Source organism: Lacipirellula parvula (assembly GCF_009177095.1).
GTDB classification, from domain to species: Bacteria; Planctomycetota; Planctomycetia; order Pirellulales; family Lacipirellulaceae; genus Lacipirellula; species Lacipirellula parvula.
The window spans coordinates 5166887-5181662 of record NZ_AP021861.1 but is presented as its reverse complement, the minus strand read 5'-3'; the positions used below and the strand labels follow the sequence as shown (position 1 = coordinate 5181662).

The window sequence follows — 14776 nt, the reverse complement described above, 5'->3', positions numbered from 1 at the left end:
CTCCCGCCTTCCGGCCCGAAGAAACGAAAGTGAGTGATTCGATGAACTGCATCATTGCCAAGCGTTTGCTCTCCGCCTGTGTCGCGGCCTCGCTGCTGGCCGGCTCGACGTCGTTCGCCGCCGATTGGGGAACGATCAAAGGGAAGTTCGTGTTCAAGGGCGACGCGAAGGCCGAGAAGATCGTGCCGAGCAAGGACGTGGACTACTGCGGCAAGCACGACCTGGTCGACGAAGCGGTCGTCGTCGGCGCCGATGGCGAGTTGGCCAACGTGTTCGTCTTCCTGAACGCCGGTCGCGGCAAGAAGGTCGACATCCACCCCGACTACAAAGCTTCAGCCGAGCCGAAGGTGCTCGACAACCACTTCTGCCGTTTCGAACCGCATGCGATGACGCTGTGGACGGCCGACAAGCTGGAGATCCGCAACTCGGACGACGGGATTGGCCACAACACGAACGCCGGCGTATTGTTCGCGAATCCGAAATTCAACGAGCAAGTTACTAACGGCTCGCCGATCGTGAAGAAGTTTGAGAAGAGCGAAGCCCTGCCATCGAAGATTGCTTGCAATATCCACCCTTGGATGAACGCCTACGTCCTCATTCGCGACAACCCCTACGCGGTGGTCTCGGCGGCGGACGGCACGTTTGAGATCAAGAACGTCCCGGCGGGCAAGCACAACTTCTCCTTCTGGCACGAAGCGAAGGGCAACCTCAAGGATCTGAAGGTCGGCAAGGAAAAGTCCGATCGCAAAGGCCAGCTTGAAATCGAAGTCCCAGCCGGCGAAACGGTCGACCTCGGCGAAATCGAAGTCACCCCCGCGATGCTCGGGAAGTAGTAGTTACTGACGACACTCGGCGACTAGCCCCGACCATGTTTGGTCGGGGCTAGGGCCACAACTTGACGGCGCCATGAACCTTATCTTCGCTGATCGCTTGTCCGCAGCTTTGGCATTGGCCGTCGTTACGCTCAGCGCGGTCGGCTGCTCGCGATCGAACGACGAGCCGGTCTACGCCAATCTCGCCGCGGCCGAGAAGATTCGCGTCGCCCTCGGCGGCGAAGCAGGAGCGGTGGAGGAAGTCGCCGCGACCGGCACCGGTTGGGCGACCCTCAAAGGGAAGTTCACCTTCGACGGCGATCCGCCGACGATGCCTCCTTACGGCGTCAACAAGGACCAGGCGACCTGCGCTCCTGGCGGTCAGGCGCCGTTGCAGCAGTATTTGCTCGTCGATCCCGCCAGCAAAGGGATTGCCAACGTCGTCGTCTTCGCCCGTAAGGCGTCGCGCGTCCACGAAGGCTCCGGTCCGAAGACCGATTCGATTCTCTTCGACCAGAAGGTCTGTCTGTTCCTCACGCACGTGCAAGGAATGACGACAGGCCAAACGTTCGACATTCGCAACAGCGACAACGTCGGCCACAACACGAACATCTCGGGCCAGAACGGCTTCAACCAGACGATCGCCAGCGGCGCAACGACGCCGTTCCTCGTGAAGAAGGAAGAAGCGGCGCCGGTGCCCGTTCGCTGCAGCATCCACCCGTGGATGCTCGCTTACCTACTGCCGCGCAGCAACGCGTACTTTGCTGTGACGGCGGAAGACGGCTCGTTCGAAATCCCGAATCTGCCGGCCGGCGAAAAGCTTGAGATTCAGGTCTGGCACGAAAACGCCGCCGGCGGCAACGGGGCGTTGTTCGTCAACACGCCCGAAGGCAAGAAACTCAACTGGTCCAACAAGGGCCGGTTTATCGTGACGCTCGAAGAAAACGAAGAGCGTGATCTGCCGATCGTCGTTCCCGCTGCCGCGTTCGGCGGTTAGTCGATCGCGCCGATGCGGGCGGCGCCGTCGCAGGCAGTCGTCAATCGTTTCACTACAAATCAACTCCGCGGTCGACGATCGTGCAATGAAGTCACTCCCTCGCATCTCCGGCTTGCTAACCGTCGTCGCCCTCTCGGCGGCGCTCATCGGCTGCGAACAGGCGCCTCCGCCGCGGTTCGGATTGAACCCGGTCGTGATGGTCAACAACGAGATCAGCCCCGAGTATCAGCAAGAAATTGCCAACGTCTTGGCCGCGATGTTCGGCACGCCCGACGCCCCGTACGCGTTGCCGGAGTCGGGGCTCAACCAGCAACGCCTGACGCTCGCCGCCGGCGCCGCTTGGAGCGACAAGCAGGGCGTTGATCGCGGCCTCTACCGCAAACATTGCGTCCACTGCCACGGCATCAACGGCGATGGCCGTGGCCCGACGGCCCGCTTCCTTAACCCCTATCCGCGCGACTACCGCCAAGGGGTCTTCAAGTTCAAGACGACCTACAACCCCGCGAAGCCGACCGATGGCGATCTCCGCCGCGTGCTGAACAACGGCGTCCCCGGCACGTCGATGCCGTCGTTCTCGCTGCTTACTGAATCTGAACTCGACGCCCTGCTGGAGTATGTGAAGTACCTCTCGATCCGCGGCGAAATGGAAATGCAGCTTTCGCAGTACGTCTACGACGAACTCGGCGAAACGGAGAAGGAAGATGCGAACGGCGACCCGGTCCTCGACGAAGACGGCAACCCGGTGATGGAACGACCGCCGCTCGATCCAGCTACCAACGCCGAACAGGCCGAGGTGGTGAAGGAACTGCTGGCCAACGTCCTTGGCCCATGGCAGGAAGCGAACGACCAGGTGATCAACCCCTCGGAAGAGGAACTGCCGGCCGACAATCGCACTGCGAAAGAAATTGGCAAATCGATCGAGAAAGGCCGCGAACTGTTCTTCGGCACGAAGGCCAACTGCTTCACTTGCCACGGCCCGACGGGCCTCGGCGACGGCCAGCAGAACGACTTCGATGTCTGGGCCAAAGAGCAGAATACGTTCATCACGACGAACGATGATCTGGCCAAGTCGATCAAGAGCCAACACAAGGCTATCGCCGAATTGGTCCGCGAAGGGAAAGAAGTCGCCGAGGATGAGGCGACGCTCGACGCCGACGAGGCCCGTCTCGCCCTGCGAGACCCGATCGCGCACGAGTTCTACCCGATCCGCAACGCGATCCCGCGTAATCTCCGCAAAGGCGTCTACCGCGGCGGCCGCCGTCGGCTCGACATTTACTGCCGCATCGCCGCCGGCATTGCGGGGACGCCGATGCCAGGCGTCGGCGCCGCCGGGCCAGGCGCCCAAGGGACGCTCAGCGAAGAGGAGATTTGGAACATCGTCGACTACGTGCTGAATCTCCCCTACGAGCCGGCGAGCAATCCGCAGCCCGCGCTCCCGTGGAATAGCGATCAGATCGCCAACTAATCACCGACCGTCACGCCCATTCAGCCTCGGGCCAAACGTACTAACCATGATCAAGCGATTCCTACGCTGGATGCCCAACTTCTGGGCGCTCCTCTTCCTCGCCGTCCCGGTGATGGGCGTCGCTACGTTCGTCCTCGCCGATCGTTACAACATCTGGCTGCCGCGCGACGTCTCCGAGCATGGCCGCACGATCGATCAGCTCTTCTACTTCATTCTCTACCTCACCGGCGTCGTCTTTATCGTCACCGAGGTGGTGCTGTTTTACTTTGCTTGGAAGTACGAGGCGAAGCAAAACACGAAACCGGTTGAGTTCTCCCACGGCAGCCACTCGCTTGAAGTCGTGTGGACGATCCTGCCGGCGGTGACGTTGCTGTTCATTGCGATCTACCAGATGGATGCCTGGGCCGCCGCAAAGATGCGTCCGCCCGAAATTCCGTTCACCTGCGAAGTGACCGGGCGGCAGTTCAATTGGGACTTCCGGTACCCGGGCCCCGACAACGTTCTCTATACGCCCGACGACATCGTCCGCACCGACGGCAACCTCTACCTACCGTACGGCGAGGAAGTGCTGTTAAAGATCACTAGCGCCGACGTGCTCCACAGCTTCTTCCTGCCGAACCTGCGGCTCAAGCAAGACGTGATCCCCGGCATGGATCAGAAGATGTGGTTCCGCGCCACCGACGGCGGCAGCTTCGACATCGTCTGCGCCGAACTGTGCGGTTGGGGCCACTACAAAATGAAAGGCCGCATTCATCTGCTGAAGCCCGAGGAATATCAGGCGAAGCTCGAGGAACTGCGGCAAGAACAAAACACGATGCGCGTTGCGGAAACAAAGTAGAAGCAGGTCCGTGGTCAGTCGTCCGTTGTCAGTCGCAACGGAGCCTGAACCTACGAGGCAACTGACGACGGACAACTGACTACGGACAAATAAACATGAGCACCGTCCCTTACGATCATCAACACGAAGCGCATGGCCACGCCGCTCACGGGCATGGCCACTCGCCGAGCTTCTTGTCGACGTACGTCTTCTCGCTCGATCACAAGATCATCGGCCTGCAGTTCCTGTTCAGCACGCTGATCTGGTTCATCGTCGGCGGCATGCTCGCGCTCGGCGTTCGCTGGCAGCTGGCCTGGCCTTGGAGCCCGATGCCGATCCTCGGCAACCTTGTCGGCCACGCGGAAGGCGGCCAGATTCCGCCTGAAACCTACACGATGCTCGTCACCATGCACGCGACGGTGATGATCTTCTTCGTGATCATCCCGGTGCTCGCCGGCGCCTTCGGCAACTTCTTGATTCCGCTGATGATCGGCGCCGACGACATGGCGTTCCCGACGCTCAACATGCTGAGCTACTGGTTCATGTGGCCGGCGTTCATGGTGATTGGCGCCAGTTTCTTCGTGGAAGGAGGCGCCGCCCAGTCGGGCTGGACCTCGTATCCGCCGTTATCGGCGCTCTTCAACGCGGCGCCGGGGAGCGGCACCGGGCAAACCCTCTGGCTGGTGGGCGTTACCTTCGTCGGCGTCTCGTCGATGATGGGCTCGGTCAATTACATGACGACCATCATCCAAATGCGGGCGCCCGGCATGACGATGTTCCGTCTGCCGATGACGATCTGGGCGATGTTCATCACCGCGACGCTGCAAGCCTTCGCGTTGCCGGTCCTCACCGCGGCCGGCTTCATGCAAGTGACCGATCGGTTGCTCGGCACCGGCTTCTTCCTCGCTGACGGCGCCACTGCAAACAACATGGCGGCTCAGGCGGGCGGCGGGCAGCCGCTCCTCTGGCAGCATCTCTTCTGGTTCTACAGCCACCCGGCCGTCTACATCATGATTCTGCCGGCGATGGGCATGGTCTCCGACATGCTCAGCTGTTTCAGCCGCAAGCCGCTGTTCGGCTACAAGCCGATGGTCTACTCGATCGCCGGCATCGCGGGCCTCGGGTTCATCGTCTGGGGCCATCACATGTTCGTCTCGGGCATGAACCCCGCGCTCGGCCTGACGTTCATGGTGTCGACGATGATGATCGCGCTCCCCAGCGCGATCAAAACCTTCAATTGGCTCGGCACGATGTGGGGCGGCAAGATTCAGTTCACCACGCCGATGCTCTTCTCGATCGCGTTCGTCTCGATGTTCATTATCGGCGGCCTGTCGGGCATCTTCATGGCCGCCACGCCGGTCGACATCTTCATTCACGACACCTATTACATCGTCGCTCACTTCCACTACGTGCTGTTCACCGGCACGGCGATGGCCGTGCTCGGGGCGATCTATTTCTGGTTCCCCAAGATGTTCGGCCGCATGATGAACGACTCCTGGGGGAAGGTTCACTTCTTCCTGACGTTCGTCCTAATGAACTGCGTCTTCTTCCCGATGCACATCCTTGGCATGCGGGGTTTCCCGCGGCGGCTGGCCGATCCGTACCACTACGACACGTTCCGCGACCTGATGCCGCTCAACCAGTTCATGAGCTGGTGTGCGTTCATGTTGGTGGGGGTGCAGATCATCTTCGTGATCAATTTCTTCTGGAGTATTTTCTTCGGTCCCCGTGCGGGCCGGAACCCGTGGCATGCGAACGGCCTCGAGTGGCAAGCCCCGAGCCCGCCGGGCCACGGCAACTTCGATTTCCAACCCGTCATCTACCGCGGCCCGTACGAGTACGGCTCGCCGGAGGTCGACGTTGATTACTACCCGCAAACGCAACCGCCGACGGGGCGTGAAGTCCCGCCTCCGAAGCACTAACTCTTACTAAATTGATGATGAGTAAGTCTCACGCGAAGGCGCAAAGGCGCAAAGGAAGAGAAAGCATCCACTGCATTTCTTCGCGCCTTTGCGCCTTTGCGTGAGACCTGCATTTGTCGCTTACGAAAATGTCTTCCATCACCACATCGCAGCCGTCGCGTTGGCCCCATCGTTGGGCTTGGGCGCTCGCGTGCGCGACGTTTCCGCTCGTGTGGTGGGGGGGCTTCGTCACGGCGACCGGTTCGGGGATGGCCTTCAAAGACTGGCTCACCTCGGACGGCGTCTTCATGCCGATTTACCCGTGGCTGAGTTCGACGGGCGATAAGTTCATCGAGCACGGGCATCGGCTGCTCGCGATGTTGGCGGGCGGGTTGACGATCGCCCTGGTCATCTCGCTCTACCTCGGCGAGCCGCGGCAATGGGTCCGTCGCTATGGCATTGCTCTCTTAGTCGGCGTGATCGCGCAAGGCATCCTCGGCGGGATGCGCGTTGTGCTCGACGAGCGCGTGCTGGCACTCATTCACGGCTGCGTCGGTCCGCTCTTTTTCGGGGCGGCGGCCGGGATGATTCCGGTGACGTCGCGTCGCTGGCTCGCTGAAGCGATGCCAGCCGAGGGAGTGGCGATTGAGAACGGCTCCGCGTCGAAGGCGACGCCCAAGCTCCTCCGCCTCGCCATCCTCACAACCGCCCTCGCTTACCTACAGCTTTGCATCGGCGCCGTCGTGCGGCACAGCCCGCTGATGCTCACCGAGGGCGCCCCGCGGATCTTCCAGATTGCCGTTTATTTCCACCTGCTGCTCGCCGCGGCGGTCACGTTTCACGTCCTGTTGCTCGCCCACAAATGTTTTTGGGGGCGGGTTTGCCGCATTCCGGCCGGTTCGCTGGCATTGCTCATTGGCTTGCAGTTGCTGCTCGGGGTCTCAACCTGGATGATGAAGTATGGCTTCCCGCAGTGGGCGGCCCGCTACGTCGGCGAGACCGGGCACTTCAACCAGGCAGACGGCATGGCCAGCGCGGTCATCGTCACTGCTCATGGCGCCGTTGGTTCGCTGATCGTCGCGCTCGCCGTGGTCGTCGCCCTTCGCGTCGGCCGACAACTTGGTATCCACCATCCCGCCTCACGCCCCAGCAGCCTTCGCGTCGCCGGGGTCCTCGCATGAACCGCCAAAACCGTCCCCAAATCATTGCCGAAGCCGCCTCCGCCGACCCCCGCTCGGTCGGCGTCGTGAGCGTGCTCGCCGCCGTCGTCTCGCGTCTGAGCGACTACCTGGAACTCACCAAGCCCCGCATCGTTGTGCTGGAACTGATCGTCGCCGGCGCCGCCGCGGCGCTCGCCTCGCCGCAGGGGATGAACGTCCCGGTGGTGATCCAGGCCCTCGCCGCGACGGCCCTGGTCGCCGGCAGCGCGAGCATCGCCAACCAGTGGCTCGAACGCCGCATCGACCTCCGCATGCGTCGCACCGCCAACCGCCCGTTGCCGGCGGGGCGCGTGACAAACGCCGAAGCGCTGATCCTCTCGGCCGTCACGCTCATCGCCGGCGTCGCCTGGCTCGGCGTGCAGGTGAACTGGACGACCGCGCTGTTGGGCGTCGCAAGCTGGATTACTTACGTGGTGATTTACACGCCAATGAAGCAACGCTCGTCGGCGAACACCGCCGTCGGCGCCGTCGCTGGCGCGATTCCGATTCTCATGGGCTGGACCGCCACGGGGGCGCCGCTCACGCTCACCGCGTGGACGCTGGCCGGCGTGCTGTTCCTGTGGCAGTTTCCGCACTTCATGGCAATCGCGTGGCTTTACCGCAGCGAATACGCGAAGGCAGGGCACCAGATGCTCACCGTCGTCGACCCGACCGGCGCCCGGCCGGGGGCCCAGGCAATCCTCGGCGCCGCGCTGTTGATTCCCGTCAGCATGATCCCTGCGACGCTCCCCACGAGCGGCAGCCCAGTACTCTACAGCCTGTGGGCGATCGCCCTCGGCGGCACGCAGCTAGCCATCGCCACGCGATTCGCCCTCCGCCGCGACGACGCCTCCGCTCGGTGGCTCCTCCGTGCCTCGCTCGTCTATCTGCCGGCGTGGATGACGTTGTTACTCATGGTCTCTGTTTAACGTTCACTCTCCAGGAATCGGTTTCGCCGCCTCTGAACCCCGAACCCCGAACCCTGAACCCTAATCTCTTCTTATGAGCGATCACGCCCACCCGCCGAAGCTCGAGTACCAGCCCGCCTTGCCGATTCCCAACGGCAAGCTCTGCCTGTGGCTGTTTCTCTCGACTGAAATCATGTTCTTCGCCGGGCTGATTGGCGCCTACATCGTGCTTCGCTTCGGCGCCCCCGCCTGGCCGAGCACGCACGACGTTCACCTCGTCGAATGGATGGGCGCCGTCAACACCGGCGTGCTCATCGCCTCCAGCATCACCGTGGTGCTCGCCCTCGAAGCCGCGAAGCAAAACAACGCCTCGCTCGCCAAGGGCTGGATCTTCCTGACGCTGGTGCTTGGTTCGATTTTCCTCGGCGTGAAGGGGTTTGAGTACCGCGCCAAGTTCTCGCACGGCATTTACCCGGGACTGCCGCACAGCCAGATCTACGAGAGCGCCAACGTCAACTACGCCGCCGCTGTGCGGTTGCGCGTCGCCGAGTTGAAGAACCCGCTAGCCGCCGAGCAGAAACGCACGCCCGAGCAAGACGCTCAGATTCAGGTGCTCGATTCCGTCGCCGCAGAACTCGACGCGGCGGAGAAACTGCTCCGCGACAAACCTGAATCTCCCGTCGGCCGCGTCGCGCTGCTGCGGTTGGCCGATCGAATCTACCCGCGGGCGAGCGTACACTCGCAGCACCATGAAGTTGAAGAGCAGCAGATCGAGGACAATCGCGACCAACTCGAAGAACAAATCGAAAAGGCTGCCTCCGCCGGCGCCCCGGTCTTCACCCTCGCCTCGGCGGAAACGAGCCATGCCGACGCTGGCCACCTGCTCGGCCTCAACGACCTCCACCCCTGGCTGAAGCTGCCGATCATGATCCCCGGCGGCAACACCTGGGCGAGCACCTACTTCCTGGTCACCGGCTTCCACGCGATCCACGTGATCGTCGGCCTGCTCGCCTTCGCCATCCTCTGCACGAAGACGCTGGGCGCCGCCAAGGTCGGCGTCATCGAGAACGTCGGCCTCTACTGGCACTTCGTCGACCTTGTTTGGATTTTCCTATTCCCGCTCCTGTACCTGTTTTAATCGAAGCGATCAGCTTTCAGCCCTCAGCCATACCAGCGTTTGAGTCTCGTTAACGGGTTAACGTACCACTAACTGCTTTGCTGAAAGCTGACGGCTGATTGCTGATAGCTTTTCCCCGGAGCCGCCATGGCCAACCTTTCCCACGATCCGGCCCACCAGTCGTTCGACGCCAACGATCCGCACGGCGCCGAGCATGGCCACGGCGGTAGCGTCCGCACCTACGTGATGGTCGCCATCGCCCTGGTGTTCCTTACCGCCTGCTCGTACTGGACCTACACGCCGTTCTGGCCGTTCGGCGACAACATCGCCATCAAGCGGATCTGGATGATGGCCGTCTCCTGCACGAAGGCGATGCTGGTCATCCTGTTCTTCATGCACTTGAAATGGGAAGCCAACTGGAAGTGGATCCTCACCGTTCCGGCGAGCATGATGTCGCTGCTGCTGGTGCTCGCCCTGGTGCCCGACGTCGGTCGGCGGATGAACTACGCCTCCCGCGATCGGCTCGTGAACGCTGCCCAGCAACCGGCCCCCGAAGCCGCCGGTAAGGCCGGCACGGCGCGGCATCCCGCCGGCGAAAAGCATTGAGCGGCGAGTTTCGAGTTGCGGGTTGCGGGAAGGGGTGGCAAGTCAGACCCCCATCGGCCACGATGGAGTAGCGACGCTGAGCCCTTTCAGGCGAATGTCGCCTCAACGCATTTTCCGCGCCGGGTTCGCGAGCCAATCAATAACTTTGGCTCGCTTCTCGGAACTCGAGACTCGCAACCCGCCGCCCATGCCCGCCATCTCCGCCCACCACGTGTCTTACCGCTACGGCGACCGCCTCGCCGTCGACGATCTCTCGCTCGATATTGCCGAGGGCGAAGTCTTCGCCTTTCTCGGCCCCAACGGCAGCGGCAAGACGACGCTGTTCCGGCTGTTGTCCACGCTCATCCCGCTGCAGCAGGGCGAGATCTCGATTCTCGGCCACGACCTGACGCGCGACGCGACGGCCGTCCGTCGGCAACTCGGCGTGGTGTTCCAATCGCCGAGTCTCGACAAAAAGCTGACCGTCGCCGAGAACCTTCGCCATCAGGGCCGGCTCTATGGACTCTCGACGAGCGATCTCGCCGCTCGCCGCGACGAACTCCTCGCCGCCGTCGGCCTCACTGAACGCGCTGGCGACCTCGTCGAAACGCTTTCCGGCGGTATGCGCCGCCGCGTCGAACTCGCCAAAAGCATGCTCCACCGCCCGCGGCTGCTGCTCCTGGACGAGCCGAGCACCGGCCTCGACCCCGGCGCTCGCAGCGATCTTTGGAAATACCTCCGCCAAGTGCGCGAGCGCGAGGGAACGACGATCGTCCTCACGACGCACTTGCTTGACGAAGCCGACCGCGCCGATCGCATCGCGATCATGCACCAAGGCAAGCTCGCCGCGCTCGACGCCCCCGACGCCCTGCGGGCCGCGCTGGGCGGCGATGCGATTACGATCAAAACGGAGCGTCCCGAGCAACTCGCTGCCAGCATTCGCGAGCGGTTCGGCTGCGAAGCAAAGATCATCGACGGCGCCGTAAGGCTCGAACAGGCCGACGGACACCAGTGGATTCCCCGGCTGGTGGAAGCCTTCCCGGCCGACGTCCAAACAATCACCCTCGGCAAGCCGACGCTCGAAGACGTCTTCATCGCCCGCACCGGACACCGCTTCTTCGGCGATGTGAATGCCGATGCTGAAACTTCGGGAAAGAAAAAACGAAAGGGACGCGGATGAGCGCGGATTCAGCGGATCGACGCGGATTTTCATTCGAGTTGCATCTGCCTGTTCCGCGAAAATCCGCTAAATCCGTGTCAATCCGCGTTCTATTCGTCGAAGCACTATATGAGTAACGCAGCAGCCGCATCGCCGTCTTTGCCAGTCATCATGACGCTCGCCCATCGCGAGCTCGTCCGCTTCTTTCGCCAACGGAACCGCGTCTTCGGCGCCCTCGGCCAGCCGATCATCTTCTGGCTGCTGTTCAGCGAAGGCCTCCGCGGTAACCAGCTCGACTACGCCCATTTCTTCCCGGGCACGCTGGTGATGATCCTGCTCTTCACGGCGATCTTCGCGACGATCACGATCATCGAAGACCGCAACGAAGGGTTCCTGCAGTCGGTCCTCGTGGCGCCCGCGCCGCGATGGGCGATGGTGCTCGGCAAAGTTTTTGGCGGCGCCGCGATCGCGATGATCCAGGGGCTGCTGTTCCTGGTGCTCGGCGCCCTGACTCTGGGCCTTGATAGCAACCTGGCGGAGACCGCTTTAGCGGTCGTGCTGATGGCGCTCATCTCCGTGGCGCTAACCGCGCTCGGCTTCACGATTGCTTGGCGGATGGAATCGACGCACGGCTTCCACGCGATCATGAGCGTCTTCCTGCTGCCGATGTGGCTCCTTTCCGGGGCCTTTTTCCCCGGCGGCGGCAGCGGGTGGTTGGCTTGGGTTATTCGCTTGAACCCGCTCACCTACGGCGTTGCGGGGCTGCGGCATTATTTGGTGTTTGCTCCTGCGGCGGTCCGCGGGGATGAACCCCGCAGCTCGCTGGAGGCGGTGAATGCCGCTGTGGATGCAACGGCCACGCTCCCCCCCGTCGACGCCCTCCCGCTCCTCGCCTTATGCTGGGGAGTAACCATCGCCTTCGCCCTCCTGATGCTCGCCGCCGCCTGGCGGATCGCCGCGACGCGAACGACGGGAGACATGAAGTAGAGGGTTCAGTCGCGAGGGTTCGGGGTTCAGTAAAAACACTGACGCCGCTCCCGACTCGCATTCCCTGAACCCCGAACCCCACCCCCTGAACCCTCTCCATGAAAACCTCCGCCTTACCCTACTGGCTCGCATTCGCCGCCGCGGTGGGCGCTCTCTATGCCGGCTTCACGCTCTACCGCCACGAGCAAGCGCGGCAGGCCCAAATCGCTGCCGAAGAGGAAATCAGCCTCCCGCCGCTTACCGACTTCGAGCTCACCAAAAGCGACGGCACCCCTTTCCGCTCGGCCGACATGAAGGGGAAGGTCTGGGTGACGACTTTCTTTTTCTCGACTTGCCCCGGCAGTTGCACGCGGCTCAACCAAAACATCAAGTACCTCACGTCGCTCGACGAAGTCGCCGACGCCGATTGGGTGAGTATCAGCGTCGACCCCGAGACCGACACGCTGCCCGTCCTCGCCGCGAAGGCGAAGGAACTGAACGCCGACCCCGAGCGTTGGGTCTTCTGCCGCGGCGATTTCGACGATGTCCGCCGCATTGCCCACGATTACCTGCACGTCGGCGGCGTGAGCCTCAAAGGACACAACGACTTTGCAGTGATCATCGACAAGCAGGGCGAAATCGCCGGCATGTTCAACGCGGTGAGCACGCAAGAATCGAAGAAGGGGCTGGAGATTATTAAACGCGAGCTGGCGAAGGAGTACGTGCCGGCGAAGGAGCCTGAAGCAACGCCATCCACGTCCAGTGTGCAACAAGATGAAGTCGTATTAGCCCCGCGAGGGGCGAAATAATGTAGCCGGGGGCGTGAGCCCCTGGAACGAGTGCGAATAACGTATTGAGCCCCGGTGGGGCGACACCGTTCCGGAATCGCAGAAAATCGTGTCGCCCCTCTGGGGCTTTATTCTATTCTCACGACGCAACCAGGGGCTCACGCCCCTGGCTACAACATGCCGCTCCTCCGGAGCTGATTTCCCGCGGCGCAACGCGAATCATTCAATCCCGACTCCAAACATGCCCGCAACTCTCGAACTCGCCGCGCAACTTCCCATCGCCAGGGCAGGGGAGTGGCTCCCGATGCTTCCCCTCGCCGTCGGCGGCCATCCGCTCGTCCATCTCAACGCCGCCCTTAATTCCCTGGCGACGGTGCTGCTGCTGCTGGGCCTATGGCAAATTAAACGAGGCCGAGAGATCCCTCACGGCCGCGTGATGCTCTCCGCTCTGTTCGTCTCGGCGATGTTCCTGACGAGTTACCTCACGTACCACTTCGCCGTCCAACTGACAGTGAAGTTCACCCATCCCGGGCCGGTAAAGCTCGTTTACTACCTCATCCTGCTATCGCACGTGCTGTTGGCGGTCGCGGTGCCGTTTCTGGCTATCGCCGCGACGATTTACGGCGCCAACGCCGTCGGCTGGGGCCGTGCCGCCGCGTGGCCCGCTGAGAAAAAGGCCGAATCTCGGGCCAAACACCTAAAAGTCGTCCGCTGGGCCTTTCCGATCTGGCTTTACGTCTCGGTGACCGGGGTGGTCGTCTACCTGATGCTCTACCACATCTGGCCGTCAGCCGAGCTAACGCCTACACTGAACGCTGATTCGCCGCAGGTTTCGGCCCCCGGTTGATCGACGTTTTGCAGCCCCCGGCTCCGAAGCTTTTTTTGAGCGGGCCAGGGGCGGCCCCGCGCGAGGCTTCCCATGCTCAAGCGACTCTTCACCAAGCACCGCTCACAGATCACCGATCACCTCGTCGCCGGCGGTCTCGCGCTGCTGGCCGTCGCTCTTCTGACTAGCGACGCCACCGCCTGCCCCACCTGCCGCGAAGGCCTCGCCGAGAACGACCCGCACGGCCAATCGATGGCGGCCGGCTACTACTACAGCATCCTCTTTATGATGTCGATGCCCTTCATCATCATCACGACGTTCGGCAGCTTCGCCTACCGTTCGGTGAAGAAGGCCGAAGCCGAGCGCGCTGTCACGAAACAGTAGCCGCGGGTCGCCGTATTTCCAAACTAGCCTCCCGCCGGAGCGTCGCGCTTTTCAGCTCCGCCTCGTACTTTCCGCTCCCCGCGCCGAGCCTCTTCCTCATTCGGCCACGGATCCCAGCGTTCATCAAACGCGATCCACAGCCCCCGCGCGTACCGGAAAAACCAGAGCGGAAACACCCCCCCGAACGCCGTCAGCAACCATAGCAGCTGCTTCCCGCTGAGCGTTTCCGTGAAGTACAGCGAGAAGTAGGCAATCACAACCAATACGGCCGTCACGCCGTAGTTGAAATAGATCGACCCCAGCAGATATCCCGGCGCCCGGTCGAACAGCCGCCCGCATTCGGCGCATCGATCGTTCATCGCGAACCAGCCGTTAAAGATCGGCCCCATCCCGCAGCAGGGGCAGCGGAGCCGTAGGCCCCGCAGCATCGTCGCCACGCCGCCAATTGGCTTGTTCGTCGCCATCCGATTCGACTCGGAGCTGTTCATGGTTCCGCCGGTTTCAGATTGTGCAGGTGGCGCCGACTCTGCGGCCGTCCTGCCGCGGGCGCCGATCGTCCAAAATTAGCATCCGCGAGTCTCGAATTCGCGCACGATGCGGCGGGCGGTTGGTCGTTCCAGAATCAACTTGCCCCCTCTAGGTGTTTTACCCTTCCCAAATACGCGGCAAAAGCCCCGGCAAACGTGGCACGCAACGTACTTTCCGCCGGCAAAGACCGTTTAAATCGGTCCAATTCTCGCAAGTTTTACGAGCCGATCCGCTGCGGCAAAACGCCGTGCGGAATTGTGCATCGCTGGAGTTTGACTCCCTCGCAGGGCGTCGTATCGTTGCTGAGCCGCGTGCTTTTGCACC

15 protein-coding genes are annotated in these 14776 nt (G+C 62.5%); 14 read left to right on the top strand and 1 reads right to left on the bottom strand.

Annotation, left to right across the window (positions count from 1 at the left end; translation table 11 throughout):
• Positions 1-41 precede the first annotated feature (41 nt).
• The 14 genes from PLANPX_RS20320 to PLANPX_RS20260 all read left to right on the top strand — a co-directional run bounded on the left by PLANPX_RS20320 (position 42) and on the right by PLANPX_RS20260 (position 13924).
• Positions 42-833, top strand: a complete 792-nt coding sequence (locus PLANPX_RS20320) for a hypothetical protein (RefSeq protein ID WP_152100496.1) — start codon at positions 42-44, stop codon at positions 831-833.
• 73 nt (positions 834-906) lie between these two features.
• Positions 907-1809, top strand: a complete 903-nt coding sequence (locus tag PLANPX_RS20315; protein WP_152100495.1) for a hypothetical protein — start codon at positions 907-909, stop codon at positions 1807-1809.
• Between the two features lie 85 nt (positions 1810-1894).
• Entirely contained in the window at positions 1895-3274 is a 1380-nt protein-coding gene (locus PLANPX_RS20310; RefSeq protein WP_152100494.1) for a cytochrome c, read from the top strand.
• Positions 3275-3320: 46 nt separating this feature from the next.
• Positions 3321-4112: a cytochrome c oxidase subunit II gene (gene coxB / locus PLANPX_RS20305; protein WP_232536199.1), complete on the top strand. Its 792-nt coding sequence runs from the start codon at positions 3321-3323 to the stop codon at positions 4110-4112.
• A gap of 95 nt (positions 4113-4207) precedes the next feature.
• The gene (locus PLANPX_RS20300; RefSeq protein ID WP_152100493.1) at positions 4208-6013 is read left to right on the top strand and encodes a cytochrome c oxidase subunit I; all 1806 of its coding nucleotides are present in this window, start codon (positions 4208-4210) and stop codon (positions 6011-6013) included.
• Between the two features lie 128 nt (positions 6014-6141).
• Complete coding sequence (locus PLANPX_RS27515; protein WP_172992211.1) at positions 6142-7173, top strand: COX15/CtaA family protein; 1032 nt, start codon at positions 6142-6144, stop codon at positions 7171-7173.
• The gene (cyoE, locus tag PLANPX_RS20295; RefSeq protein ID WP_172992210.1) at positions 7170-8120 is read left to right on the top strand and encodes a heme o synthase; all 951 of its coding nucleotides are present in this window, start codon (positions 7170-7172) and stop codon (positions 8118-8120) included. Before PLANPX_RS27515 ends, cyoE begins: the two co-directional genes overlap by 4 nt.
• A 73-nt stretch (positions 8121-8193) precedes the next feature.
• Positions 8194-9237, top strand: a complete 1044-nt coding sequence (locus tag PLANPX_RS20290) for a cytochrome c oxidase subunit 3 (RefSeq protein ID WP_152100491.1) — start codon at positions 8194-8196, stop codon at positions 9235-9237.
• A gap of 126 nt (positions 9238-9363) precedes the next feature.
• Positions 9364-9822 (top strand): cytochrome C oxidase subunit IV family protein, encoded by a 459-nt coding sequence (locus PLANPX_RS20285; RefSeq protein WP_152100490.1) that lies wholly within the window; start codon positions 9364-9366, stop codon positions 9820-9822.
• 187 nt (positions 9823-10009) lie between these two features.
• A complete protein-coding gene (locus PLANPX_RS20280) occupies positions 10010-10981 on the top strand; it encodes an ABC transporter ATP-binding protein (RefSeq protein ID WP_152100489.1) in 972 nt (323 codons plus the stop codon).
• Positions 10982-11089: 108 nt separating this feature from the next.
• Positions 11090-11947, top strand: a complete 858-nt coding sequence (locus PLANPX_RS20275) for an ABC transporter permease (protein ID WP_152100488.1) — start codon at positions 11090-11092, stop codon at positions 11945-11947.
• Between the two features lie 98 nt (positions 11948-12045).
• Positions 12046-12735, top strand: coding sequence for an SCO family protein (locus tag PLANPX_RS20270; protein WP_152100487.1), 690 nt, complete (start codon positions 12046-12048; stop codon positions 12733-12735).
• Positions 12736-12955: 220 nt separating this feature from the next.
• Entirely contained in the window at positions 12956-13561 is a 606-nt protein-coding gene (locus tag PLANPX_RS20265; RefSeq protein ID WP_232536197.1) for a DUF420 domain-containing protein, read from the top strand.
• Positions 13562-13633: 72 nt separating this feature from the next.
• Positions 13634-13924, top strand: coding sequence for a hypothetical protein (locus PLANPX_RS20260; RefSeq protein ID WP_152100486.1), 291 nt, complete (start codon positions 13634-13636; stop codon positions 13922-13924).
• 23 nt (positions 13925-13947) lie between these two features.
• Here PLANPX_RS20260 and PLANPX_RS20255 read toward each other — a convergent pair whose 3' ends face one another.
• A complete protein-coding gene (locus tag PLANPX_RS20255) occupies positions 13948-14412 on the bottom strand; it encodes a DUF983 domain-containing protein (protein ID WP_152100485.1) in 465 nt (154 codons plus the stop codon).
• Positions 14413-14776 lie beyond the last annotated feature (364 nt).

What these genes read in the sequence shown, in the direction of transcription:
- PLANPX_RS20255 (WP_152100485.1), bottom strand. Translation starts at nt 14,412, where the DNA reads ATGAACAGCTCCGAGTCGAATCGGATGGCGACGAACAAGCCAATTGGC.
- PLANPX_RS20270 (WP_152100487.1), top strand. Translation starts at nt 12,046, where the DNA reads ATGAAAACCTCCGCCTTACCCTACTGGCTCGCATTCGCCGCCGCGGTG.
- PLANPX_RS20320 (WP_152100496.1), top strand. Translation starts at nt 42, where the DNA reads ATGAACTGCATCATTGCCAAGCGTTTGCTCTCCGCCTGTGTCGCGGCC.
- PLANPX_RS20285 (WP_152100490.1), top strand. Translation starts at nt 9,364, where the DNA reads ATGGCCAACCTTTCCCACGATCCGGCCCACCAGTCGTTCGACGCCAAC.
- coxB (WP_232536199.1), top strand. Translation starts at nt 3,321, where the DNA reads ATGATCAAGCGATTCCTACGCTGGATGCCCAACTTCTGGGCGCTCCTC.
- PLANPX_RS27515 (WP_172992211.1), top strand. Translation starts at nt 6,142, where the DNA reads ATGTCTTCCATCACCACATCGCAGCCGTCGCGTTGGCCCCATCGTTGG.
- PLANPX_RS20260 (WP_152100486.1), top strand. Translation starts at nt 13,634, where the DNA reads ATGCTCAAGCGACTCTTCACCAAGCACCGCTCACAGATCACCGATCAC.
- PLANPX_RS20265 (WP_232536197.1), top strand. Translation starts at nt 12,956, where the DNA reads ATGCCCGCAACTCTCGAACTCGCCGCGCAACTTCCCATCGCCAGGGCA.
- PLANPX_RS20315 (WP_152100495.1), top strand. Translation starts at nt 907, where the DNA reads ATGAACCTTATCTTCGCTGATCGCTTGTCCGCAGCTTTGGCATTGGCC.
- PLANPX_RS20280 (WP_152100489.1), top strand. Translation starts at nt 10,010, where the DNA reads ATGCCCGCCATCTCCGCCCACCACGTGTCTTACCGCTACGGCGACCGC.
- PLANPX_RS20300 (WP_152100493.1), top strand. Translation starts at nt 4,208, where the DNA reads ATGAGCACCGTCCCTTACGATCATCAACACGAAGCGCATGGCCACGCC.
- PLANPX_RS20275 (WP_152100488.1), top strand. Translation starts at nt 11,090, where the DNA reads ATGAGTAACGCAGCAGCCGCATCGCCGTCTTTGCCAGTCATCATGACG.
- cyoE (WP_172992210.1), top strand. Translation starts at nt 7,170, where the DNA reads ATGAACCGCCAAAACCGTCCCCAAATCATTGCCGAAGCCGCCTCCGCC.
- PLANPX_RS20290 (WP_152100491.1), top strand. Translation starts at nt 8,194, where the DNA reads ATGAGCGATCACGCCCACCCGCCGAAGCTCGAGTACCAGCCCGCCTTG.
- PLANPX_RS20310 (WP_152100494.1), top strand. Translation starts at nt 1,895, where the DNA reads ATGAAGTCACTCCCTCGCATCTCCGGCTTGCTAACCGTCGTCGCCCTC.